This is a genomic window from Hymenobacter saemangeumensis, assembly GCF_039541835.1.
Taxonomy (GTDB): Bacteria; Bacteroidota; Bacteroidia; order Cytophagales; family Hymenobacteraceae; genus Hymenobacter; species Hymenobacter saemangeumensis.
This window is the reverse complement of sequence record NZ_BAABGZ010000080.1, coordinates 93,142-116,524: the sequence shown is the minus strand read 5'-3', so window position 1 is coordinate 116,524 and position 23,383 is coordinate 93,142. Positions and strand designations below refer to the sequence as shown.

General features: G+C 60.8%; 18 protein-coding genes. 5 read left to right on the top strand and 13 right to left on the bottom strand.

From position 1 onward, the window contains the following. Window positions 1-21: 21 nt before the first annotated feature. The 4 genes from vapB to ABD919_RS21640 all read left to right on the top strand — a co-directional run bounded on the left by vapB (window position 22) and on the right by ABD919_RS21640 (window position 2,985). Entirely contained in the window at window positions 22-240 is a 219-nt protein-coding gene (gene vapB, locus ABD919_RS21655) for a type II toxin-antitoxin system VapB family antitoxin (protein WP_345238176.1), read from the top strand. Then, on the top strand, window positions 237-620 hold the full coding sequence (locus tag ABD919_RS21650; RefSeq protein WP_345238175.1) for a type II toxin-antitoxin system VapC family toxin: 384 nt from the start codon (window positions 237-239) through the stop codon (window positions 618-620). Before vapB ends, ABD919_RS21650 begins: the two co-directional genes overlap by 4 nt. Continuing rightward, window positions 614-1,756, top strand: a complete 1,143-nt coding sequence (locus ABD919_RS21645; RefSeq protein ID WP_345238174.1) for an acyltransferase family protein — start codon at window positions 614-616, stop codon at window positions 1,754-1,756. The genes ABD919_RS21650 and ABD919_RS21645 overlap by 7 nt, the downstream gene beginning before the upstream one ends. 125 nt (window positions 1,757-1,881) lie before the next feature. Continuing rightward, on the top strand, window positions 1,882-2,985 hold the full coding sequence (locus tag ABD919_RS21640; RefSeq protein ID WP_345238173.1) for a hypothetical protein: 1,104 nt from the start codon (window positions 1,882-1,884) through the stop codon (window positions 2,983-2,985). Window positions 2,986-3,191: 206 nt separating this feature from the next. Here ABD919_RS21640 and ftsZ read toward each other — a convergent pair whose 3' ends face one another. The 13 genes from ftsZ to mraZ form a co-directional block, all read right to left on the bottom strand. Continuing rightward, entirely contained in the window at window positions 3,192-4,673 is a 1,482-nt protein-coding gene (ftsZ, locus tag ABD919_RS21635) for a cell division protein FtsZ (RefSeq protein WP_345238172.1), read from the bottom strand. 105 nt (window positions 4,674-4,778) lie between these two features. Then, window positions 4,779-6,170 (bottom strand): cell division protein FtsA, encoded by a 1,392-nt coding sequence (ftsA, locus tag ABD919_RS21630; protein ID WP_345238171.1) that lies wholly within the window; start codon window positions 6,168-6,170, stop codon window positions 4,779-4,781. 85 nt (window positions 6,171-6,255) lie between these two features. Further along, window positions 6,256-7,014, bottom strand: a complete 759-nt coding sequence (locus ABD919_RS21625) for a cell division protein FtsQ/DivIB (protein ID WP_345238170.1) — start codon at window positions 7,012-7,014, stop codon at window positions 6,256-6,258. Window positions 7,015-7,137: 123 nt separating this feature from the next. Then, the gene (gene murC, locus ABD919_RS21620) at window positions 7,138-8,541 is read right to left on the bottom strand and encodes a UDP-N-acetylmuramate--L-alanine ligase (RefSeq protein WP_345238169.1); all 1,404 of its coding nucleotides are present in this window, start codon (window positions 8,539-8,541) and stop codon (window positions 7,138-7,140) included. Window positions 8,542-8,817: 276 nt separating this feature from the next. Further along, complete coding sequence (gene murG / locus ABD919_RS21615) at window positions 8,818-9,906, bottom strand: undecaprenyldiphospho-muramoylpentapeptide beta-N-acetylglucosaminyltransferase (RefSeq protein ID WP_345238168.1); 1,089 nt, start codon at window positions 9,904-9,906, stop codon at window positions 8,818-8,820. 95 nt (window positions 9,907-10,001) lie between these two features. After that, window positions 10,002-11,171: an FtsW/RodA/SpoVE family cell cycle protein gene (locus ABD919_RS21610; RefSeq protein ID WP_345238167.1), complete on the bottom strand. Its 1,170-nt coding sequence runs from the start codon at window positions 11,169-11,171 to the stop codon at window positions 10,002-10,004. Between the two features lie 92 nt (window positions 11,172-11,263). Continuing rightward, window positions 11,264-12,631, bottom strand: coding sequence for a UDP-N-acetylmuramoyl-L-alanine--D-glutamate ligase (gene murD, locus ABD919_RS21605; RefSeq protein ID WP_345238166.1), 1,368 nt, complete (start codon window positions 12,629-12,631; stop codon window positions 11,264-11,266). 112 nt (window positions 12,632-12,743) lie between these two features. Further along, window positions 12,744-13,964: a phospho-N-acetylmuramoyl-pentapeptide-transferase gene (gene mraY / locus ABD919_RS21600; protein ID WP_345238165.1), complete on the bottom strand. Its 1,221-nt coding sequence runs from the start codon at window positions 13,962-13,964 to the stop codon at window positions 12,744-12,746. Between the two features lie 178 nt (window positions 13,965-14,142). Continuing rightward, the gene (locus tag ABD919_RS21595) at window positions 14,143-15,615 is read right to left on the bottom strand and encodes a UDP-N-acetylmuramoyl-L-alanyl-D-glutamate--2,6-diaminopimelate ligase (RefSeq protein ID WP_345238164.1); all 1,473 of its coding nucleotides are present in this window, start codon (window positions 15,613-15,615) and stop codon (window positions 14,143-14,145) included. 116 nt (window positions 15,616-15,731) lie between these two features. Next, window positions 15,732-18,212 carry a penicillin-binding protein gene (locus ABD919_RS21590; RefSeq protein WP_345238163.1) on the bottom strand — a complete coding sequence of 827 codons (2,481 nt, stop codon included), beginning with the start codon at window positions 18,210-18,212 and terminating at the stop codon, window positions 15,732-15,734. Then, window positions 18,209-19,144: an FtsL-like putative cell division protein gene (locus ABD919_RS21585; protein ID WP_345238162.1), complete on the bottom strand. Its 936-nt coding sequence runs from the start codon at window positions 19,142-19,144 to the stop codon at window positions 18,209-18,211. The genes ABD919_RS21590 and ABD919_RS21585 overlap by 4 nt, the downstream gene beginning before the upstream one ends. A 156-nt stretch (window positions 19,145-19,300) precedes the next feature. Further along, entirely contained in the window at window positions 19,301-20,224 is a 924-nt protein-coding gene (gene rsmH / locus ABD919_RS21580; RefSeq protein ID WP_345238161.1) for a 16S rRNA (cytosine(1402)-N(4))-methyltransferase RsmH, read from the bottom strand. Then, complete coding sequence (gene mraZ, locus ABD919_RS21575) at window positions 20,221-20,697, bottom strand: division/cell wall cluster transcriptional repressor MraZ (RefSeq protein ID WP_345238160.1); 477 nt, start codon at window positions 20,695-20,697, stop codon at window positions 20,221-20,223. The genes rsmH and mraZ overlap by 4 nt, the downstream gene beginning before the upstream one ends. Window positions 20,698-21,002: 305 nt before the next feature. Between mraZ and ABD919_RS21570 the strand changes: the two genes are divergently transcribed. After that, window positions 21,003-23,375, top strand: a complete 2,373-nt coding sequence (locus ABD919_RS21570; protein WP_345238159.1) for a TonB-dependent receptor — start codon at window positions 21,003-21,005, stop codon at window positions 23,373-23,375. Window positions 23,376-23,383 lie beyond the last annotated feature (8 nt).

Below are 23,383 nucleotides of genomic sequence, written 5' to 3'. Positions count from 1 at the left end.
ATCTTTAGATTTACAACAATCATGAATCCTTCCACCGTTTACTCCAAGCTGGCAATGCTTCCGGAAAATCTCCAGCAACAAGCCGCCGACTTCATTGAATTCCTGCTTCAGAAAGCCGAGCAGGAAAAGAGCGTTCAGCCGCAGCCCAAACCTGTTTTTGGCAGCGCGAAAGGCATGTTCAAAATGCGCGCCGACTTCGACGAGCCCCTTGACGACTTTGCAGAGTACACGAATCCATGAGCAACTTACTGGATACCCATACGCTCATTTGGTTTCTGAATGGCGACACCAGTTTGTCGGAGCGGGCTAGGCAGGCAATTCAAAGCCCAAACGCCCTAAATTTCGTCAGCATTGCCAGCCTGTGGGAAATTGCCATCAAGCTCAATCTAAGTAAGCTGGAGCTGCAGATGCCCTTTGCCGAAGTTATTAATCAGCTCGCGGCCAACGGCTTTCGAGTACTACCTATTGATGTAGCGGACACATTGTTGCTATCGACACTGCCTTTCCATCATCGCGACCCATTCGATAGAATTATTATTTGTCAGGGCATTAGCAGCCGCCTGAGTATCCTTTCGAAAGACCAGAATTTTAGTTACTACGACGTCGAGGTAGTGTGGTAAATCCTGTCTCGCCCGCTTCCGCTCAGCGGCACTACTTCCCTGCTCTCACCGGGCTGCGGGCCGTGGCGGCGTGGCTGGTGTTTTTCCACCACTACCCCTTTGGCGAGCTGCCGGCGGCTGGGCCGGCCCGTGCCCTGCGCTACTTCGTGAGCGAGTTTCACGGCCTGCCGCTGCTGCTGCTGCTCAGCGGCTTTCTCATTGCCCTGCGCTACGACCCGAACAGTACGGAGTTCCGGCCCCGCGGGGGCTGGCGGCGCTACCTGCGCAACCGCGCGGCGCGCATCTTCCCGCTGTACTGGCTGCTCACGCTGGCGGCCTTTGCCCTGCTCTGGCGCTGGCACTCGCCCCAGGCCACGCCGGGCCTGCTGCTGCTGCACCTGAGCTTGCTGCGCGGCTTTTTCGCCGATTACCTGTTCACCGGCATCGGCCCGGCCTGGTCACTCACGCTGTTCGAGTGCTTCTACCTGGCGGCGCCCCTGCTGCTGGGTTTGCGGGCGCGGGGACTGCCGCTATGGGTGCAGCCGCTGCTTTTGGTGGGTATCGGTGGCGGGCTGGTGGCGCTGCTGGCTCCGTTGCGCCTGCACGGCCTGTTCGGCTCCTACCCATTTATGCTCAGCTTTACTTTTCTGGGCCACAGCCTGGAGTTTTTCGTGGGCGCCTGGCTGGCCCTGCGCTATAAGGCCGGCCGCCTGGGCGCTCGGGCCGGCTGGGGCCTTACCGCCGCCGGGCTGGCCGCCTGGCTCGCCCTCACGGTGGCCCTGGCCCTTACCCAGGCCTGGCTGCCCCACGCCCCCCAGCGCCCCATCAACCTGCTTCTGAACCTGGTGGGCCTGCCCCTGGCCGGGGGCCTGCTCTTTGCCGGCCTGCTGCGTGAGACCACCTGGCTGCGGCAGCTGCTCAGCACCCGGCTGTTTCAGCACCTGGGGCGCAGCTCCTATGCCTTTTATCTCTGCCATGCCTACCCGCTGGCCTACTGGGTCTATGAGCGGCTACCCGACTTCTGGCCGCTGCGGCTGCTGGCGGTGCAGGTGGTGGCGTATGGGTTGTATAAGCTGGTGGAGGAGCCCCTGGGGGAATGGCTGCGCGCGGCTGAAGCTAGGCCGGCTTCTGTAGAAGGAGCTGGCGAGTTGCGTTAATCCTTTCTATTTGGCCTGCTTGCCGCAATGCGTATTGCGTACTATGGATGGATTAACGCAACTTGCTTATCTTGGCAGTTGCGTTAATCCATATGTTAGCGGTTATTATTAGGACGACAGACATAATGAAGAAATTTATCGGACTGGCCATACTATTATCTATTCTTTTGCTTTGTTCTCAATGCAATCAAACAGACATCGTTTTGTCGCCAATTGACAATGGTCCTGATAGTAATGTTTTTGCAATGGCAGTTTATAAAAACGAATTATATGTTGGTGGATGTTTTGACTCTGTAGGCAACACAAAATCTAAATACATTGCAAAATGGGACGGTAAAAAATGGACTTCAGTTGGCAAAGGACTTAATCAGGGTTATAGCGGAGTTGAGGCATTAGTTGTTTACAAAGGAGAATTATATGCAGCAGGAGACTTTAAACTAATTAATGATAGCACCGAGGTTGAACATATTGCTAAATGGAATGGTAAAGAGTGGCTCCCTGTTGGAACTGGACAAGCAGACGGTGTTCATCCATATGTAACGGCTCTTTGTGTATATAAAGATGAACTCTATGCAGCAAGCTCGTTTGACAGCATTGGGGGGATTAAAGCGAAAAATATTGCAAGGTGGAATGGTGTAACGTGGGACAGCGTTGGCAATGGTGTTAATTATACTATTATCGCTCTTGCAGTATTCAAAGATGAACTATACGCAGGCGGTATTTGCAATGATGAAGATGGCCCATCGGTAAAATGGAATGGAACTAAATGGAATTATTTATCAAATGAGAAAATAGATTTTACCGAAGTGCAATCTTATACTACTTTTCAAAGCAATTTATTAGTTGGCGGCACATTTGGTAGATACACAGGAGGCTCTGGTGGACGAACAGGTTTTAATCCATTCAATCATATTGCTAAATATGATGGGGTATCCTACTCAGCTTTTGATGAGGGAATACATGATGATGAAGCCTCAATTGCTTCGATGGCAGTTTATAACAATGAATTATTTGTTGGTGGAAAGTTTGATTTTCCAAGTGGAGAAAAAGCAAATAACATTATTAAATGGAATGGGAAAAATTGGCAAACGGTGGCAACTGACACAAGCGGTTATGTGAGCTGTTTTGCCACATACAAGGGCGACTTTTATGCTGGCGGTTCATTCCGCAGACTAAACGGACAACCAATTAAATTTTTAACTAAATTGACAACATTGAAAGATAAATAACAACCGCTAACAGGCGTTTGGCAAAAGTGGCGGTTCAGTGCTCCGCAGACAGTTTTGTGGTTAATCAAAGTTTGGTTCTCCGAATCAACATTTGTGGTGAAAATCGCCACATTCGCCAAGCGCCAAAACGTTAGACCGCCAATACATAAAAAAGCCGCTGCTGAAACTATCAGCAGCGGCTTTTTTATGTAGCGCTAGTAATTTACCTAGTCCACGTTGTCATGCAAAAACCGATTGTCGCCAAGCAACTCATTATCATCGGACAGATTAAAGCGGGAGATGTTCTGCGCGGAGCTGGGCACCACGTTTTCCAGCTTCACCTGGCGGCGCAGGTAGGCCGGGGTGTCGTAGTGGCTCACGGCTTCGGGCGGCAGGCCGTTGCTGAGCTCCTGCAGGCGGCGGCGACGTTCCACGGCTTGGGCATCCAGCCCCGGGCGCGGGCGGGGCTCCGGGGCCGGCGGTGCGCTCGACACCAGCACCGGCTCGGCCGGGGCAGCGGCGGGGATGCCGGTCAGCGGCGGCGCGTTATGAGCGCCAGGCCCGTCGAGGTTGAAGGTGACGCGGGCGGGCTCGGGCTGGGCACTGCCGAAGCTGGGCACGAAGGGCCCGCTTTGCGCAGCGGGAGCTGCAGCGGGCTGCTCGGCTACCGGGGCAGCCTGGGGTGCCGCAGCTACCGGCTCGGCGTGGCTGCCACCCGTGGCGGGCGTGGTGATGGAGTGGGCCTCCCGGGCAAAGCCGGTGGCAATAACCGTCACGCGGATGCTCTGGCCCAGGGCTTCGTCGATGCCGTGACCGAAAATCATTTCGGCGTCCTGCCCGGCTTTATCCTGAATGTACTCGGTGATTTCCGTCAGCTCGTCCATCTCCAGCTCGTGCTCGGCACCCGACATGATGGAGAGCAGGATGCGCTGCGCCCCGTGAATGTCGGTGTTGTTGAGCAGCGGCGACGACAGCGCTTCCTCGGCGGCGCGACGGGCGCGGTTTTCGCCTTCGGTCACGCTGCTGCCCATTACGGCGGCGCCGCTGTCCTTCATCACCGTTTTCACGTCTTCAAAGTCGACGTTCACGTCGGCGGTTACCGTGATGATTTCGGCAATGGACTTGGCCGCCGTGGTCAGCACGGTGTCGGCCTTGGCGAAGGCCGCGCCCATGGTCAGGTTGCCGTAAATCTGGGGCAGCTTGTCGTTGAGAATCACCAGCACCGTGTCGCAGTGCTCGCTCAGGGCCTTGATGCCTTCTTCGGCCTGCTGGCGCTTTTTCTTGCCTTCAAACATGAAGGGCGCCGTCACGATGCCTACCGTCAGAATGCCCAGCTCCTGGGCCACCTGGGCAATAACCGGGGCGGCGCCGGTACCGGTGCCGCCGCCCATGCCGGCCGTGATGAACAGCATCTTGGTGCCCTGGTTGAGCAGGTCGCGGATTTGCTCCTTGCTTTCCAGGGCGGCCTGCCGGCCCCGCTCGGGCTTGGCCCCCGCACCCAGCCCTTCGGTGAGGTCCACCCCAATCTGGAGCTTGTTCGGCACGGTAGAGCTTTGCAGGGCCTGGTGGTCGGTATTACAGATAATAAACTCCACGTCCTTGATGCCCTGCTTGTGCATGTGCTTCACGGCGTTGGAGCCACCACCGCCTACCCCAATCACCTTAATGATGGACTTGTTCTGAGCGGGAATTTCGAATTTGTAATTCATTGCTTGTTCAATTAACAATGAGCAATGAGCAATGAACAATGAGTAGCTCAACCATTCCGAAGAACGTCAAATTGCTCATTGTTCATTGCTCACTGTCAATCGATTTTAATAAGATTTATCGTCGTAATCATCAATCAGCAGCCCTTTGGTGCGGCTGAGGATACTCTTGAAGAACTCACCGGCCCGGTTGGGCTGCTTGGGCTTTTCGGGCTGGGGCGCGGGGGCCGGTGCCGCGGGGCGGGCTTCAGCCACGGGCTGGGGTGCGGGCGCTACCGGTGCGGGCTGATAGGTGGGGTAAAACAGCTCCTCGGGCTCGTACGACGGGCGGGCCGAAGAGGTGCGCTCGTCGAGGGAGTGGTAACCCGACAGCACCAGGCCCACCGTGGTGGCGTACATCGGCGACTTCACCGCCTCAATGCGGGACTTGCCGAGGTGCTGGTTGGGGTAGCCGATGCGGGTGTCGAGGCCGGTGATGTACTCGGTGAGCTGCTCCAGGTTTTGCAGCTGCGAGCCGCCGCCGGTGAGCACGATGCCCGCCGAGAGCTTGTCGTGCAGGCCCATGCGGTAGATTTCGGCATACACCAGCTCCATGATTTCCGACATGCGGGCCTCGATGATGTAAGCCAGGTTTTTCAGCGAAACCTCTTTGGGCGGACGGTTGGGCAGGCCGGGGATGCTCACGATTTCGTAGTCGGACGCTTCCTCGGCAATGGCTTTGCCGAACTTCACCTTCAGCTGCTCGGCCTGGCCGGGGGCTACGTTGCAGCCCTGCTTGATGTCCTGGGTGATGATGTTGCCACCGAAGGGCAGCACCGCCGCGTGGCGGATGATGCCGTCCTTGAACACAGCCAGGTCGGTGGTACCGCCGCCGATGTCAATCAAGGCCACGCCGGCTTCCTTCTCCTCGTCGGAGAGGATAGACATGGAGCTGGCCAGCGGCTCCAGGATGAGGTCGGCAATTTCCAGCCCCGCCTTGGTCACGCACTTGTTGATGTTGTTGATGGCCGTGCTCTGGGCCGTGATGATGTGGAAGTTGCCTTCCAGGCGCACGCCCTCGTAGCCCACGGGGTCGGCAATGCCTTCCTCGTAGTCCACTTTGTAGTCCTGCGGCATCACGTGAATGATTTGCGAGCCGGGCTGGGTTACGAGGCGGTACATGTCCTGGGTGAGGCGGTTCACATCGTCGGGGCCGATGGTGTCGGCCGAGTTGCGCGTGATGCTGCCGTTGTGCTGCAGGCTCTTGATGTGCTGGCCGGCAATGCCCACGTTTACCACCCCAATGCTAATTCCGGACTGCTCTTCCGCCTGGCGGATGGCCCGTTTAATAGCATCTACGGTTTTGTCGATATTGAGTACGATACCGCGAGAAACACCCTCAGACACGGCTTTGCCCATGCCCAGAATTTCGAGTTTCCCGAACTCGTTTTTGCGACCCACCAAGGCGCAGATTTTTGTGGTGCCAATGTCGAGCCCGACGACGATTTTGTCTTGTTGCATATGCTGCGGTGCTGGCGAGCGGTTAGGTAAGCGTAGTTTTTTAGCAAAAAACTAAAAGGTTATTTGCTTGAGATTCAGCGAGATATTACTCGCAAATGATTTGATTTTGGTATTCCACGTTCACACGGTGGTAAGTATCCCAGCCCAGAACTGACGGAATTTGCCGGTAAAATACCATAAGCTTGGCGAATTTTTCAGAAATATTTTCGGGAAGCCCAAATTCTATACGCTGGTCGCCTACCTGCTGCGTGAACGACAGACGGCCTCCTGGCTCAATAAAAACCTCTGCCACCTGGGCCCGCCAGAAAGGATGCTCGTCGACATAGCGTAAAAATGCCAGGTAGCGCTGCCCCGTACTATCACGAAAAAATCCATTTTGCAGTGCCAGCCCTCCCGGACGGGAAACGGTTGCTACGCGGGCCGTAAACAAGGGGGAAAGCGGCAGGGGCTTGCCTTCGGCGTCGATGTAGTTATCGAGGCGGGTGTCCGGGTGTACAAGGCGGGCAATGGGACGGTTCTGCCGCACGTCGGCGTGCAGGTTGCCGGCCAGGTCGCGGTACACCTGGGCCTCGCGCACGAAGGGATGGGCCTTCAACCGGTCTTCGAGCTCACGCAGGCGGGCCCCTTCGGGCCGGGTGCCCACAATGGGCTCCTTGCCGCCTTTGGTGAGTAAGGCCGTCACGCCCCGCTCGCTGATAAAGAAGTTGTCGAACTCGTTGGCGATGGTCACGGCCACCTCCCCTACCGGGCGCGTGGCTTGCCGCACGGCCGCAAATACCCCCATGCAGCCCAGCACCAGCAGACAGGCAAAGGATACGAGCAGGTTTCTAACGGTACGGTCCATGGGTTGATGTGGTAGATGTGCTGATTTTTTGATGTGCTGATGTGTTGTCCGCCTAAGGGACTTGAGCGCGAGACAACTAGCGGACTGTCATATTAGGAGGTTTGTCTTACTACTCACTACTTACTACTCAATACCCACTCCCCAGCGGGCGGTAAGAATCTGTTTAAGCTGAGGTACGAGGGTGTCGATGTCGCCAGCGCCAACGGTGGCGAGGATGTCGAAAGAGTCGTCGGTTTTGGCTGCCTCCAGCACCTGGGGCATGGTTTGAATACTCCTGGCCGGGGCGCTGATGTTGGCGAGTAAAATTTCGGAGGTAATACCGGGCAAAGGCTTTTCCCTGGCCGGGTAAATATCCAATAAAATTACCTCATCTGCAATGCTTAAGCTCTCGGAAAAGCCCTGGGCAAAATCCCGGGTGCGGGTGAAGAGGTGAGGCTGAAAAACAACGCGCAGACGCTTGCCCGGGTAGAGCTTGCGCACCGAACGCAGAAAGGCCTCAATTTCGCGCGGATGGTGGGCATAATCGTCGAGGTAGACCTTGTCGCCCGCCGTTACCACGAACTCAAAGCGCCGCTTTACGCCGCGGTAGGCGGCCACGGCGGCCCGCAGCTTTTCGGGGCCAATGCCTTGCAGCTGGGCCACGGCCGCGGCGGCCAGCATGTTTTCCACGTTGTGGAAGCCCGGCACGGCTAGCTGCAGGCCCTCCACCACGCCTTGTGGCCCGTGCAGGGTGAAATGGAACTGGTGGCCCTGGGCCGTGATGCCGTCGGCGTACAGCTCCGGGCCCTGCTCGGCGCTGAGGCCGTAGCGGATAACCCGGGTGCCGGCCGGCACCGCCGCAGCCACGCTGGGGTGCGCCGTATGGTTGATGAGCAGGGTGCCGCCGGGCTTTAGCTGGCCCACAAACTGGCGGAACGACTCAATCAGGGCGTCCTGGTCGCCGTAGATGTCGAGGTGGTCGGCATCGGTGCTGGTGACGATGGCCACGTCGGGGTGCAGGGTCAGGAAGCTGCGGTCGTACTCGTCGGCTTCCACCACTACCGGGGCCTGGTCGGACTGCGGCAGCAGCAGGTTGCTGCCCAGGTTCACGGAGATGCCGCCCAGGAAGGCGCCGCAGTCGAGGCCGGCGTGGTGCAGCAGGTGGGCCACCATGCTGCTGGTCGTGGTCTTGCCGTGGGTGCCGGCCACGGCGATGGTGGGCCGCCCGGCCGTGAGCACGCCCAGCACCTGGCTGCGCTTGCGGATGTCGTAGCCCTGCTCCCGCAGCCAGGCCCACTCCAGGCTGTCGGCTGGAATGGCAGGCGTAAGCACCACCAGGGTCTGGTCTTTGTTTTCGCGCACGGCGGCCGGAATATTTTCCACGGCATCAGCATAGTGCACGGCCACGCCCTCCGCCTGCAGCGCCCGCGTGAGGGGCGTTTCGGTTTTGTCGTAGCCGCTCACCTGGTGGCCGTTGGCCTTAAACCAGCGCGCCAGCGCCGACATGCCAATGCCGCCGATACCGAGAAAAAAGACGTTGGTTTTCAATTAAAAATTATGAATTAAAAATTAAAAATTGGGGGCAGGCGGGTAATCTGGGTAAAAGTGGTGCGGCTAAGAGTGGTGCCACGAATTCCCCGAAGGGGTTCGTGGTACCACTAACCTTAGAACAACTTCTTAGACAGCAGCTAACGTGAGGCTATTCTCGGAATTCCGGGCAGTATTTATCTCAAAGTGTCCCTTTTTATCGTTCTGAAGTTCATTGTTCTGGCTTTAGTGGTACCACGAACCCCTTCGGGGAATTCGTGGTACCACGCCGTTCTTTTATTTTTTAATTAACCGCAGCAGCTCGTCCACTATATCCTCAGTAGCCTGGGGCCGGGCCAGCTCCCGCACGCGGGCACTGAGCTGAGCCCGGCGCTCGGGGTCGGCCAGCAGGCGCAGGGTTTCGTCGTAGAGGCGGTCCGCGGCGTGCTCGTCGGTGATGAGCACGGCGGCGCCTTTGCCCACCAGGGCCAGGGCGTTTTTGGTTTGGTGGTCTTCGGCCACGTTGGGCGAGGGCACCAGGATGCTGGCTTTGCCGGTCAGACAGAGCTCCGACACCGACAGGGCCCCGGCGCGGCTCACCACCACGTCGGCCGCGGCGTAGGCCAGGTCCATGCGCTTAATGAACTCCAGAGCCTGCAGCCCGTCGGCGGAGTAGGGCGCGGCCAGCTGCTGGGCTTCGGGGTAAAACAGCTTGCCGGTTTGCCAGAGCAGCTGCACGCCGGCCTCGCGCAGGCGCGGCAGGGCGGCTGCCGTAGCCAGGTTGAGGGTGCGGGCCCCCAGGCTGCCGCCTACGACGAGCAGGGTTTTCTTGGCCGGGTCCAGGCCAAAATGCTGCAGGGCCTCGGCCCGGCTGCCATCGGCAATTTCGGTGCGTACGGGGTTGCCGGTCAGCACCAGCTTGTCTTTGGGGAAGAACTTTTCCATGCCCTCATAGGCCACGCAGATGCGGCTGACGCGGCGGGCCAGCAGCTTGTTCACGAGGCCGGCGTAGGAGTTCTGCTCCTGTATCAGCGAAGGAATGGCACGGGAGGTGGCGGCCAGCAGCACCGGGGCCGAGGCGTAGCCGCCCACGCCCACCACGGCATCGGGCCGGAACTCCCGAATGAGCTTGCCCGCCTTGCGCACCGAGCGAAACACCTTTACCGGAAACAGCAGGTTGCGGGGGGTGAGGCGGCGCTGCAGGCCGGCAATGTCCAGGCCCACGATGTTGTAGCCCGCCTCAGGCACGCGCGTCATCTCCATGCGGCCGTTGGCGCCCACAAACAGGATTTCTGCCTCCGGATGGCGGCGGCGCAGCTCGTTGGCAATGGCCACGGCCGGAAAGATGTGCCCGCCCGTACCGCCGCCGCTGATGATGATTCTCATTTTTTGTTAGTTGTCAGTTGTTCGTTGTCAGTTGCCAGGTTTGTTCTAGAGTCCCTTTATCAGAATAACCTGACAACGAACAACTGACAACTCTCCTAATAGCTAACCGATACTTTGGGAATGCGGGCCGTATCCTCGGGCTCGCCGGTCATGGGGCGAATTTCGCGCTCGCCGCGGCTTACGGCCAGGATGATGCCGATGCTGATGCCCGTAAAAATCAGCGAGGTGCCGCCCATGCTCAGCAGGGGCAGCGGCAGGCCGGTGATGGGGCCCAGGCCCACGGCTACGCCCATATTGACGAGGGCCTGCAGGACCAAGCTAAAGCTCAGTCCGGCGGACAGCAGGCCCCCGAAGGCCCCGTAGCTGTTCATCACGGTTTTCAGCCCTCGATACAGGAAGGCCAGGTAGAGGAACAGCACCACGGCCCCGCCAATCAGGCCGTATTCTTCGATGATGATGGCGTAGATAAAGTCGGAGTATGGGTGGGGCAATATGTTGCGCTCGGTGCTGTTGCCGGGGCCTTTGCCGGCAATTCCGCCGGTGGCAATGGCGATGTAGCTGTGCTCGAGCTGAAAGGGCGTTTTCTTGGTGGGGTCGGTGAAGCTTTCCAGGCGCGACTGCACGGTTTTCCAGCGCTGCCCGCTGGCCAGGGCGGCCCCGCCCACGGTCACGCCAATGAGCACCATCACCAGCATCTGCTTCAGGGGCACGCGGCCGATGAACATGAGCAGCAGGCAGGTAGCAAACAGTAGCGAAGCCGTGGAGGCGTTGGTCAGCGCAATCAGGCCGCAGATGATGCCCACCCACAGCATTACCGGGAACATGGTGGTCCAGAACTCTTCCAGGTGCTGCTGCCGCCGGCTCAACATGCTGGCCAGGTGGGAAATCAGGGCCAGCTTGGCCAGGTCGGAGGGCTGAAACGTCTGGTTGATAACCGGAATGGTGAGCCAGCGCGAGGCGTCGTTGATGTTGGAGCCCAGCAGGTAGGTAAACAGCAGCAGCGGCACCGACAGCAGCAGGGCGTACAAAGCCAGGCGGGAGTAGTAGCGGTAATCGATGCGGTGGGCAAACCACATAAACAGCAGGCCGACCAGAATCAGGCCGGTGTGCTTAATGAGAAAGTGCTCGGTGTTGCCGTCCATCTTCTTGTAAGCCAGCGTGCCCGTGGCCGAATACACCACCGCAATGCTGATAAAGGAAAACAGCAGCACGATGGCCCACAGGATGGGGTCGCCTTTAAGGTTGCGTTGTAGCCAGTCTTTCATAATCAATGAGGGAATGGGGGAATGGGGGAATGAGCGAATGAGTGAAACTGTGAGGTGTATATCAGTGATTGAAGTCAGCAAAGACCATTCACTCATTCACCCATTCGCTCATTCACGCATTGGATAAACTGTCGGCCGCGGTCTTCGTAGTTTTTGAACAGGTCGAAGCTGGCGCAGCAGGGCGAGAGCAGCACCACGTCGCCGGGCTGGGCCAGGGCGGCAGCGCGGGCCACGGCGCCGGCCATGCTGTGGGTTTCCTCCTCGATGTGCGGCACGACGGGGCCGAAGCTCGTTTGGAGCTTGGCATTGTCCTTACCCAGGCACACCAGGGCTTTCACCCGGCTTTGCGCCAGGGGCAGCAGCGAAGCGTAGTCGTTGCCCTTGTCTACCCCGCCGGCAATCCAGACAATGGGCTGCTGCAGGCCATCGAGGGCAAACCAGGCGGCTTCCACGTTGGTGGCCTTGCTGTCGTTGATGAAGCGCACGCCGTTGATTTCGGCCACCAGCTGCAGGCGGTGGTCGGCGTTCTGGAAGGAAGCCAGGCCGGCCTCAATCTGCTCAGGCGTGAGGCCGGCCACGCGGGCGGCCAGCACGGCCGCCAGTGTGTTCTGCCGGTTGTGCTGCCCAATCAGCGGCGAGCGGGCCGTGCTGATTTCTACGTCCTCATCAGCCACCACGCCGCCCGTCAGGTTGGTGCAGATGGTGGTTTCCGAGGTGAAGTAGCCGCCGAGGTGGTAGTCGGGCCGCTGGTGCAGGCTGAAGGGCAGCAGGTTGGTGCTGAGGAAAGCCGACTGGAAGTAGCGGTTGGTTACTTCGTCGTCGGCGTTGTAGATGAAGTAGCCGCTGCTATCCAGGTTGCGGGTGATGCGCAGCTTGGCCTGGGCGTACTTCTCCATCGAGTACTCGTAGCGGTCGAGGTGGTCGGGGGTGATGTTGAGCAGCACCGACACCCAGGGGCGGAAGTCGTACACGTCGTCGAGCTGAAAGCTGCTCAGCTCCAGCACGTAGTACTCGTGCTTATCCTCAATCACCTGCTCGGCCAGGCTGTAGCCCACGTTGCCGGCCAGGCCCACGTTCAGGCCGGCGCTCTTCAGCAGGTGGTAGGTGAGCAGCGTGGTGGTGGTTTTGCCGTTGGTGCCCGTGATGCCAATGCACTTGGCCTGGGTGTAGCGGCCGGCAAACTCAATCTCGGAGATGACGGGCGTGCCTTTTTCGCGCAGGGCTTTCATCACCTCGGCCTTTTCGGGAATGCCGGGGCTTTTGATTACCTCATCGGCCTGCAGGATGCGTTCGAGCGTGTGCTGGCTTTCTTCGAAGGCGATGCCGGCCTGCGTGAGCTTCTGCTTGTACTCAGCCTGAATGGTGCCGCGGTCCGACACGAATACCGTGTGGCCTTTCGCCTGAGCCAGCAGGGCCGCGCCCACGCCGCTTTCGGCGGCTCCGAGGATGATAATGTTCATAGGTATGCAGGCAAAATTTCACCACAGAAGGCGCTGAGGTTCCGCTGAAGGAGCGCAGAAGAACGGCTCTGCGTTACTTCAGCGAGGCTTCTGCGTCATCTGCGGTGAAAAACTATCTTAATTTCAAAGTAACCAAAGTAATGACAGCCAGCATGATACCCACAATCCAGAAGCGCGACACGATTTTGGATTCGTGGTAGCCCAGCTTCTGGTAGTGATGGTGCAGGGGCGACATGCGCAGCAGGCGGCGGCCTTCGCCGTACTTTTTGCGGGTGTATTTGAAGTAGCTCACCTGCACAATCACCGACAGGTTTTCGATGATGAAGATGCCGCAGAGCACCGGGATGAGCAGCTCCTTGCGCACCACCAGGGCCAGCACCGTGATGATGCCGCCCAGGGTAAGCGAGCCGGTGTCGCCCATGAATACCTGCGCCGGGTAGGAGTTGTACCACAGAAAGCCGATGCAGGCGCCCACAAAGGCCGTGCAGAAGATAACCAGCTCCCCGGAGTCGGGGATGAACATCACGTCGAGGTAGTCGGCCAGCAGGGCGTTGCCGCTCACGAAAGCGAAGATGGCCAGGGTGATGCCGATGATGGCCGAGGTGCCCGCCGCCAGGCCGTCGAGGCCGTCGGTGAGGTTGGCTCCGTTGCTGATGGCCGTAATCAGGAAGATGACGATGGGAATGTAGAGGAAGCCGTAGAGGCCGTTGAACATGTCGCCGGCCGTGGCAAACAGGTCGCCGTAGTTCAGCTCGTTGTTTTTCATAAACGGCACGGTGGTAATCATCAGGTGCACGTCTTTAAATACCTTGGTAGCCTGAATGGCCGAGTACTGCCCGTTGGGCAGCAGGTACTGGCGCACGGTAATCTCGGGGCTGTAGAACAGCACCCAGCCCACGGTGAGGCCCAGGCCCACCTGCCCCAGAATTTTAAAGCGCCCGCTCAGCCCGTCCTTGTTTTTGCGGAACACCTTGATGTAGTCGTCGAGGAAGCCAATCAGCCCCAGCCACACCGTGCTCAGCAGCATCAGGATGATGTAGATGTTGCGCAGGCGGGCCAGCAGCAGCACCGGCACCAGAATGGCCAGGATGATGATGAGGCCGCCCATGGTGGGGGTACCTTTTTTCTCAATTTGGCCCTGCAGGCCCAGGTCGCGCACCACCTCGCCAATCTGCTTTTTCTGCAGCATGCGGATGAGGCGCTGCCCGAAGGTGAGGGCAATGAGCAGGGAGATGACCACTGCCAGCCCGGCCCGGAACGTGGTGTACTGAAACACCCCGGCGCCGGGCAGGTGGTAATGTTCGTTGAGGTAACGGAAGAGGTAATAAAGCATCGGCGAGGCTGGTTAAGCCTAAAAAAGTCACGCTGAAATAAACGTCATGCTGAGCGGAGCGTAGCGTAGGCTAAGCATCTTGCCAGGGGAAGTAATCCTTTTTGATGGGGTTTACTCTCGTGGTAGAGATGCTTAGCCTGCGCTCAGCATGACGTTCTGTTGACGCTCAAATGACGTTCTATTTGTGTAGTTCAGAAAAAATTTCAGCCAAAACGGCCTTGTCGTCGAAGGGCGACTTCACCCCTTTCACTTCCTGGTAGGTTTCGTGGCCTTTGCCGGCCACCAGCACAATATCATCGGGGCCGGCCAGCTGCACGGCGCGGCGAATGGCTTCGCGGCGGTCGGGCACGGTCTGCACCTTGGGGGCGTCGGCGGGTGTCACGCCGCCCTGCATCTGGGCCAGGATGTCGAGCGGGTCCTCAAACCGGGGGTTGTCGGCGGTCAGAATCACCTGGTTCGACAGGCGGGCGGCCAAGTTGGCCATCACCGGGCGCTTGGCCGCGTCGCGGTTGCCGCCGCAGCCCACCACGGTAATCAGCTGCTGGCTGGGCTGCCGGATTTCCTGAATGGTTTGCAGCACGTTTTCCAGGGCGTCGGGCGTGTGGGCGTAGTCCACGATGCCCGTCACGCGCTGGGCTTTCGACACGATGGGCTCGAAGCGGCCGGGGGCGGTGGTGAGGCCGGAGAGAATGGTCAGCACCTCGGTGGAGTCCTCGCCCAGCAGCACGGCGGCCCCGTACACAGCCAGCAGGTTGTAGGCGTTGAACACCCCGATAAGGCGAAACTGCACCTCCTGGCCATCAATCTCCAGGTGCAGGCCGTGCACCTCGTTGCCGATGAGGCGGGCCCGGAACGTGGCCGAGCCGCGCAGGGAGTAAGTTTCGCGGCGAGCGGCCGAGTTCTGCAGCATCACCGGGCCGCGCTTGTCGTCGGCATTGGTGAGGGCGAAGGCCGTTTTGGGCAGGGCATCGAAAAAGCCCTTCTTGGCCTTCAGGTAGTTGTCGAAGGTGCCGTGGTAGTCGAGGTGGTCGTGGGTGAGGTTGGTGAAGATGCCGCCGGTGAAGTGCAGGCCCGTGACGCGGTGCTGGGCCACGGCGTGGGAGCTGACTTCCATGCAGGCGTGGGTGCAGCCGGCGGCCACCATGCGGGCCAGCAGGGCGTTGAGGCGGATGGCGTCGGGCGTCGTGTGGGTGGCCGGAATCACCTCCTCGTCAATCTGGTTCTGCACTGTGCTCAGCAAGCCGGTGTGGTAGCCCAGCTCGCGCAGCAGGCGGTGCAGCAGGGTGGCGCAGGTGGTTTTGCCGTTGGTGCCCGTCACGCCAATCAGCTTGAGCTGCCGCGAGGGGTGGCCGTAGAAGGCGGCGGCCATGTGGGCCAGGGCCGCGGCGCTGTTAGGCACCAGCACGTAGGCCGTCTGGGGGTTCCGTTCGGCCGGCAGCTCTTCGCAGATGATGGCCGCCGTCCCCTGCCCTACCGCCGTGGCAATGTACTTATGGCCATCGGTGGCCGTGCCGCGCAGGGCGCAGAAGGCCATTCCCGGTGCCGCCTCCCGCGAATCGAGAGTTAGCCCGGTAATGGGCACGTCCGTCGGGCCGTGCTGCTGCAGCACTACTACATCGGTAAGTAAGGAAAAAAGAGGCAGAGAAGTCATGAGTTTAATTAAAAATTATAAATTAAAAATTATGAATTAAAAACCGGGCTTGTGACAGATGACTTGTTCAGCCAAGTCCAATTTTTAATTATTAATTCTTAATTTTTAATTCTCTTCTAGGCGCGTCGAAGCTGGGGCTTGGGGGTGGGCGGTGTTTTTTTAGAGTCTTCGGCCGGCTTCTTCACCGGCTTAGACTTTTCCTTGTCCTTATCCTTGTCCGGGCTTTTGGACTTGCCCTGGTCTTTCGCGGGCTTAGTGGCTGGCTCCTTGGCTTTGGCCTTGTTTTTACTGGCCTCGGCTTTGACGGCGGGCTTGCTGGCGGCTTCCGCCTTTGCGGGTTTCGCCGCCGGCTTGCTGCTGGGGTTGGCTTTATGCGTCGAGCCGGTTTCTACCGGAATCAGCAGCTGGTTTTCGGCCAGGTCGGTGTGCTCGGGGGCGGGCAGGGCTTTGGGGGCCGACAGGCGCGGGCCGGTTTCGGCCAAAGTCAGGGTGATGACGGCGCCGCGCTTGAGGGGCTCGCCGGGGTTGAGCGACTGCTCGCGCACGCGGCCGTTGCCTTCGGCGCGGATGCGCAGGCCGCGGTTTTCGAGCAGGTAGAGGGCATCGCGCAGGGTCAGGCCTTTCACGTTGGGCACGCGGCCGGGGCGCACGGGGTTTACCACCAGGGCCACGGTGCGGGCGTGGAAGGCCGTGTCGGAGGCCGCCCGCACCCACTCTTCGCCGCCGGTGGCCTGGGTTTGCCCGGCCAGGCCCAGCTTCTGGCACACCAGGGCCAGCTCATCCTGCATGCCGGCCCGCACCAGCGGCACCCGGCTCTTGTTCAGGCGGGCCTTGGCCAGCAGGGGGCGCTGGCTGAGCAGGTCGCGGGCCATGCACTTGTCGGCCACTTCCCGAAACACCGGCGCGGCCACGTCGGCCCCGTAGATGCGGCCGTTGCGGGGCGAGTCCACCACCACAATGCAGCTGTACTTGGGCTTGTCGGCCGGAAAGTAGCCGCAGAAGCTGGTGGAGTAGGTTTTGGTGTACTGCCCGTTCTTAAACTTCCAGGCCGTGCCGGTTTTGCCGGCAATGGTGTAGTCCTTGGGCCGGATGCCGCGGGCGGTGCCCGCCAGCACCACGCCTTCCATCATGGCCTTCACCTTGGCCAGCGTGGCGTCGGAGCAGATTTTCTCGTCCAGCACCTTGGCCTCGTAGCGCTGAATCACCTGGTCGGCCTGCTTGATTTCCTTCACGATGATGGGCTGCACCTTCACGCCGTTGTTGGCAATGGCGTTGTAGAGGGCCAGGGTTTGCAGCGGGGCCAGCTTCAGCTCGTAGCCGATGCTCATGGTGGTGAGCGAGGTGCGGCTCCAGCTCGGGTCCTTGGGGTCTTTCACGTAGGGCCGGGCTTCGCCGGTCATCTGAAAGCCCAGGGGCTTGTGCAGGCCAAACTTCTTGAGGTAGTCGGTGTACTCGGTGGGGTTGTTCGAAAAGTTTTCGTGCACGAGGCGGGCAATGCCGATGTTGGATGACTTCTCAAACACCTGCTGCACCGAGATGCGGCCGTAGCCGTGGGAGTCCGACTTCACGGCCCCACCCACCAGCATGCGGCCGTTGCCGGTGTCCACGATGTCGGTGAGCTTGATGTTGGGCCGCGCTTCGAGCAGGGCCATCATGGAAGCCAGCTTGAACGTGGAGCCCGGCTCGGTGCGGCCCTGGTCGGCAAAGGCGTAGCTGTAGTCTTCCTTGTAGCTGTCGTCGGAGGCCTTGCCCAGGTTGGCCACGGCCTTGATTTCGCCGGTGGCCACTTCCATCAGAATCACGCAGCCATACTGGGCATTGTTGCTCACCAGGGACTTGTACAGGGCATTTTCGGCTACGTCCTGCAGGTTGATGTCCAGGGTGGTCTTGATGTCGTAGCCCGCCTGGGGCTTGATTTCGCTGCCATCGTACACCGGCTTCACGCCGCCGGGCACGCGCTCAAACAAGGCCTCGCCGGGCTTGCCGGCCAGGGTTTGCTCGAAGGTGTACTCCAGGCCCGCCCCGTGCTTGTCTTCGTTCACGAAGCCAATGGTGCGCTGGGCCAGGCCACCGAAGGGCCGGAAGCGCTTGTCGACCTTTTCGAAGATGACGCCGCCGCGGTTGCGCTTGGTGCGGAAGATGGGCCACTGGGTCAGCAGCTTCTTTTCCTGGAAGTTTATCTGCCGCGAGTTCAGGCGGATGTAGCGCACGGCGGGGTTTTTGGCCGAGTGGGCGTTCAGCAGGCGGCGCTTGTACTCCTGCTTGCTGCGGTCGCCAAAAAACTGGGCCAGGTGCCAGGCCAGCGAGTCCACGCCGGCCCGAAACACGGCGTCGTCCACCACGCCGGGGTCCCAGGCTACCCGGTAAAAGGGCAGCGAGGTGGCCATGATGCTCTCGTTGTCGGAATAGATGTTGCCGCGGGTGGCCGGCACCGGCTGGTAGCTGATGCGCCGCTCCTGCTCCAGGGCCCGCCACCGGGCACCTTCCTGAAACTGAATGCGGCTGGCTTTCCACAGAATGGCGCCCGAGAAAAGGGCCACTCCAAGAAAAGCCAGACGCACCCGCGTTACGATGGACTTCTTAACGTTGCCTTTCATCTTTTAACTGGCTTAGCAGCTTGATTAGCTGGCTGTTTCTTTTTCTGCTGGTTTGTACCTTTTTGTACCGAATTCTTGCTGTCGGGCTTATTTGCCTTTGCGTCTTTCGCCGCTGGTTTTGCCGTGCGGGCTTTAGCCGGGGCTGCGGGCTTGCGGCTGGCAGCCTTGGCGGGGCGGGCAGTGGCTTTGCGGGCCGCGCTGGCACGGAGGGCGTTGGCTACGGCCAGGCCCGAAGTGTCGGTTTCCAGCGGCGGGGCTATGATTTCCGGCCCGCTGTCGGGCGTATTGGCCGAGCGGCGCCGCCGGCCGGCCAGGGAGTCGGCCAGGTGGGCGGCGGCTGAGTCGCGGGCGGCCCGGGCGGCCAGGGTGTCGGCGGTCAGCACGGGCATCAGCTCCAGCTCGGCGGCATCGAGGTGGCCGGCGGGCACGGTTATGCGGAAGGGCGGCGAGGAGCTTTCCACCAGCCCGAAGGCCGCTACTTTGCGCGCCACTTCGCTTTGCTTGCTGGCTTCCATGTAGTCCGACTTCAGCGTGGTGTAGTCGGCGCGCAGGTCTTCGGTTTCCTGCTTCAGCCGCTGAATGTTGCGGTTCATGCGGTTGCCGTAGTGGGTGTTGCCGATGTAGAGCAGGGTCAGGCCCATCACAAACAGCAGCTTGGGCAGGTAGCGCACCGGCAGGCCTTCCCGAAACAGCCCATCCACGCTGGTGAGGCGGTCGAGCAGGGAGAAAATGCTCCAGCTGCTGCGGGGCCCGGCCGGCTCTTTGGGCTCGCGGGGCTCGCGCGCCTTCTTCTTTTCGGCCACCACCTTTTCGGCTACCGGCTCGGGGGCCGGCTCCGCTACCGGAGCAGCCACCGGCTCCGGCGCAGCCACTACCCGGGGCACGTTGGCCCGGCGCGGAGCATCGTTGGAACGGGGAGTATTGAGGGCCATTCTTTTTTCAGTTAGCAGTTGACAATGAGCAATGAACAGCTTGAAAATGCAGCCATGCCTTCTCCAGCTACCACTGCCAATAGTGAGAGCCTCCCACGCCCTGGGCACATCGCAGCAACTGATTTTGGAGAATTGTACATTGTTAATTGTTCATTGTTAATTGCGCACCGCAACCCGCAATTTAGCACTGCGGGCGCGGCTGTTCAGGGCTACTTCCTCGGGCGAGGCTTCTTCGGGCTTGCGGTTCAGGGCCTCAAAAGGCTTGTTTTCATTGCCGAAGAAGTCTTTTTCCACTTCCCCGAAAAATTTGCCCTTGCCAATAAAATTCTTCACCAGCCGGTCTTCCAGGGAATGGTAGCTCATCACCACCAGGCGGCCGCCGGGGCGCAGCACCTCGGCGGTTTGCAGCAGCATTTCCTGCAGGGCCTGCATCTCCTGGTTTACCTCGATGCGCAGGGCCTGAAACACCTGGGCCAGGTACTTATTCTCCTTGCCTCGCGGCGTGCAGGGCGCAATGGCCTGCTTGAGCTCGGCAATGGTGAGCAGGCGGCGGCCCCGCCGCGCCGCGGCCACGGCCTGGGCCAGGGTGCGGGCATTGGTCACCTCGCCGTACATGCCGAAGATGCGGTGCAGGTCGGCCTCTTTATACTCGTTGAGCACGTCGGCCGCCGTCAGGGGGCCGTCGGGGTCCATGCGCATGTCCAGGGGCCCGTCGAAGCGGGTGGAGAAGCCGCGCTCGGGCGTGTCGAACTGGTGGGAGCTCACGCCCAGGTCGGCCAGCAGGCCATCGACGGGCAGGGCATCGCGCTGCCGCAGCTCGGCGGCCAGGTCGCGGAAGTTGGCCCGGATAAAGGTGAACTGCGGCCGGGCCAGCTTGGCGGCCTCGGCTTCGGCGTCGGCGTCCTGGTCGAAGCTGTAGAGGTGGCCGCTGCCGAGCTTTTCCAGGATGCGCGCCGAGTGCCCGCCCCCGCCGAAGGTGACGTCGACGTAGCGGCCCCCGGGCTGCAGGTCCAGGGCGGCCAGGCACTGGTCCAGCATCACCGGGCGGTGGTAGGCGGTATCGTTGTGGTAGCTGCTCACGCGGCAAGGCCGCCCGCGGGCGACGTTTCGGAAACGGATAAAAACTTCTGCGCCAGCTTGCTGAAGCTCTGCTGGTCTTTGATAAGAAACTCGTCGTAGCGGGCCGGGTCCCACACCTCGCAGCGGTTGCCCAGGCCCACGATAATGGCTTCCTTCTCGATGCCGGCGTAGCGCAGCATGGTGCGCGGCAGCATAAAGCGGCCAATGGAGTCGAGCTCCACCTCCGTCATGCCCCGGAAGAAGTTGCGCTGAAACTGCCGGTACTCCTCGTTGAACTCGTCGAGGGCCATTACTTTCTCGTGAATCACCTGCCAGGCCGCCCGCGGGTACAGCACCAGACAGGGCTCGAAGCCGCGCACCAGCACCAGCTGGTTGCCCGACTCATTGGGCAGGCTGCTTTTCACCTTGGCCGGCAGCACCAGCCGCCCCTTGGGGTCGAGCTTGCATTCGTATTCGCCGGAAAGCAGGTTCATGGGCAGGTCCGCCGGGGGGTATAGCAGGCGTTAATAACAAATGTACGGCATGCCCCTGAGAAAGCAACCACGATTTACCATTTTCTACCACAATCCTAAAAAGGCACTCCAGCACTGCTCAGTGCTGTTTTACAGCCGGTTTAGTATACGATGCGAGCTAAGCCCCCATCGGGCAGCCTCCTGGTCAAATTGTCAGCCAGTGGCTCTACCCTAAAAGGCCGGGCCGTGACGCAACGCCCCGGGTGCTACGTTCGAGTTGGAGGAACTGCCTGCCTTCGCCCACAGTTTCGTAATTTTAACCTCCCATGAACACCCCGCGCGGCATTTCTTCGCTGTCTTTTCTTGCTTGTGCGCTGCTGCTTGGCCTGCCCTTCAGCGGGGCCCGGGCCCAATCGAGCAGCATCAGCTCGGTGCGCGGCGAAGTGCGGGAGGCGGGCAAGGCCGCGCCCCTGCCCGGCGCCGTGCTGCGCTGGCTGCTGGATGAGCCCGACGCCCCCAACAATGGTCCTACCACCACCACCGATGCCCAGGGCGCCTTTACTCTGGCGCGCCCCGCCCGGGCCGCCTCCCGCCTGGTGGTGCAGGCCCTGGGCTACCGCCCGGATACGCTGCGGGTGCCCAGCGCCGGTGCCCCCTTTCTGCGGGTGGCCCTGCGCGCCGGCGCCGAGCTGGGCGAGGTAACCGTGACGGCCCGCACCCTCACCTATTCTTCGCTCACGCCCACCCAGGCCCAGGTTATTTCCAGCCGCGACCTCACCAAGTCGGCCTGCTGCAACCTGGCCGAAAGCTTTGAAACCAACGCCGCGGTGGAAGTGACCACCTCCGACGCCGTGTCCGGCGCCAAGCAGATTCAGCTGCTGGGCCTCGATGGGACCTACTCCCTGCTCACGCTCGACAACCAGCCGGCGCTGCGCGGCCTGGCCGCCCCCTACCGCCTGGGCTACCTGGCCGGCCCCTGGATTGAAAGCATTGAAATCATCAAGGGCACGGGCTCGGTGGTGAACGGCTACGAGGCCATGTCGGGCCAGGTAAACGTCAAGCTCAAGGAGCCCGACAAAACCGACCAGCTGCTGTTCAACGCCTATGTCAACGACCTGGGTAAGTTCGACGTGAACCTCAACACCTCGGCCCGCATCAACCCGAAATGGAGCACGGCCCTGCTGCTGCACACCGACCACCTGGGGCGGCGCGTAGACCGCAACGGCGACAACTTCCTGGACCTGCCCCTGGCCACGCAGTACAATGCCATCAACAAGTGGAAGTACAAGTCGGATTACGGGCTGGTGAGCGAGTTTGGCCTGGGGGCCCTGCGCGAAACCCGGCAGGGCGGGCAGCTGGGCTTCCGGGAAGACGAGGCCAACGCCTACACCACCCATTACGGCACCACCCAGCGGGCTACCCGCTACACGGGCTTTGCCAAAACGTCCTACACCTGGCCCACGCGTCCCTTCCAGAGCCTGGGCCTGCTGCTGAGCGGCACCAGCCACGACTTCGTGTCGGCCTACTCCTCTGGCTACCAGGATTTCAGCGTGGTTCCAGAAGTAACCAGGCGCACCGTGCGCACCTACGATGGCACCCAGCGCACCGGCCTGGCTACCCTGCTGTTTCAAAGCGTATTGGGCAATACGGCCCACGTGTACCGCACGGGCCTGAGCTTCCTGTACGACGACTACCAGGAGGTATTCAAGGACGGGCGCAGCTACCTGGCGGAAACGCCGGCCATGGCCTATGCCCGTGAGCACCGCAACCGCCGCGAGCAGGTGCCCGGCGCCTTTGCCGAGTACACTTACCAGAACAGCCGCAACCTGACGCTGGTAGCCGGCCTGCGCGCCGACCGCCACAACCTCTACGGCTGGCAGCTCACTCCCCGCCTGCACGTCAAGTTCGACGCAGCCAAGAACACCGTGCTGCGGGCATCGGCCGGCCGGGGCTTCCGCGTAGCCAACCCCATTGCCGACAATGCCGCCATGCTGGTCAGCTCCCGCGAGTTTTTGATTGCTAACAACCTGCAGCCCGAGCGGGTCTGGAACCTGGGCGGCAGCCTCACGCAGTATTTTACCCTGCTGGGCTTCCCCGCTACGTTCGTGGCCGACTACTACCACACCGAGTTCAGCAATCAGGTGGTGGCCGACGTGTACTCGGCCCCGCAGTATATTTCGATTGACAACCTGGCCGCCGGGGGCCGCTCCTTTGCCCGCAGCCTGCAGGCCGAGCTGCAGCTGCAGCCGGTAAAGCAGCTGCATGTGAAGGGTGCCTACAAGTACCTCAACGTACGTACCAGCTACGACGGCCAGCTCCTGCCCAAGCCCCTCACCCCCAGCCATCGCGCCTTCCTCAACCTGGGCTACGCCAGCGCCTTCGACAAGTGGCGGGCCGACCTCACCGTGCAGTGGTACGGGCAGCGCCCCCTGGCTCACGTCGGCGGCGAAGGCCACCAGTACCATACCGGCGCCGAGCTGCCCACCGCCCCCCGCTTCGCCCTGCTCAACACCCAGCTTACCCGCGCCTTCAAGCGCCTGGAAGTGTACGCCGGCGTGGAGAACCTGACCGACTACCGCCAGGCCAACCCCATCGACGGAGCCGCCGCGCCCTTCGGCCCCAACTTCGACGCCGCCATGGTGTGGGGCCCGGTGTTCGGCCGCCTGACCTACGTGGGGCTACGGTATCAGATTGAGTAAGAGTTATG

What these genes read in the sequence shown, in the direction of transcription:
- vapB (WP_345238176.1), top strand. Translation starts at nt 22, where the DNA reads ATGAATCCTTCCACCGTTTACTCCAAGCTGGCAATGCTTCCGGAAAAT.
- ABD919_RS21650 (WP_345238175.1), top strand. Translation starts at nt 237, where the DNA reads ATGAGCAACTTACTGGATACCCATACGCTCATTTGGTTTCTGAATGGC.
- ABD919_RS21640 (WP_345238173.1), top strand. Translation starts at nt 1,882, where the DNA reads ATGAAGAAATTTATCGGACTGGCCATACTATTATCTATTCTTTTGCTT.
- ftsZ (WP_345238172.1), bottom strand. Translation starts at nt 4,673, where the DNA reads ATGAATTACAAATTCGAAATTCCCGCTCAGAACAAGTCCATCATTAAG.
- ftsA (WP_345238171.1), bottom strand. Translation starts at nt 6,170, where the DNA reads ATGCAACAAGACAAAATCGTCGTCGGGCTCGACATTGGCACCACAAAA.
- ABD919_RS21625 (WP_345238170.1), bottom strand. Translation starts at nt 7,014, where the DNA reads ATGGACCGTACCGTTAGAAACCTGCTCGTATCCTTTGCCTGTCTGCTG.
- murG (WP_345238168.1), bottom strand. Translation starts at nt 9,906, where the DNA reads ATGAGAATCATCATCAGCGGCGGCGGTACGGGCGGGCACATCTTTCCG.
- ABD919_RS21610 (WP_345238167.1), bottom strand. Translation starts at nt 11,171, where the DNA reads ATGAAAGACTGGCTACAACGCAACCTTAAAGGCGACCCCATCCTGTGG.
- murD (WP_345238166.1), bottom strand. Translation starts at nt 12,631, where the DNA reads ATGAACATTATCATCCTCGGAGCCGCCGAAAGCGGCGTGGGCGCGGCC.
- mraY (WP_345238165.1), bottom strand. Translation starts at nt 13,964, where the DNA reads ATGCTTTATTACCTCTTCCGTTACCTCAACGAACATTACCACCTGCCC.
- ABD919_RS21595 (WP_345238164.1), bottom strand. Translation starts at nt 15,615, where the DNA reads ATGACTTCTCTGCCTCTTTTTTCCTTACTTACCGATGTAGTAGTGCTG.
- ABD919_RS21590 (WP_345238163.1), bottom strand. Translation starts at nt 18,212, where the DNA reads ATGAAAGGCAACGTTAAGAAGTCCATCGTAACGCGGGTGCGTCTGGCT.
- ABD919_RS21585 (WP_345238162.1), bottom strand. Translation starts at nt 19,144, where the DNA reads ATGGCCCTCAATACTCCCCGTTCCAACGATGCTCCGCGCCGGGCCAAC.
- mraZ (WP_345238160.1), bottom strand. Translation starts at nt 20,697, where the DNA reads ATGAACCTGCTTTCCGGCGAATACGAATGCAAGCTCGACCCCAAGGGG.
- ABD919_RS21570 (WP_345238159.1), top strand. Translation starts at nt 21,003, where the DNA reads ATGAACACCCCGCGCGGCATTTCTTCGCTGTCTTTTCTTGCTTGTGCG.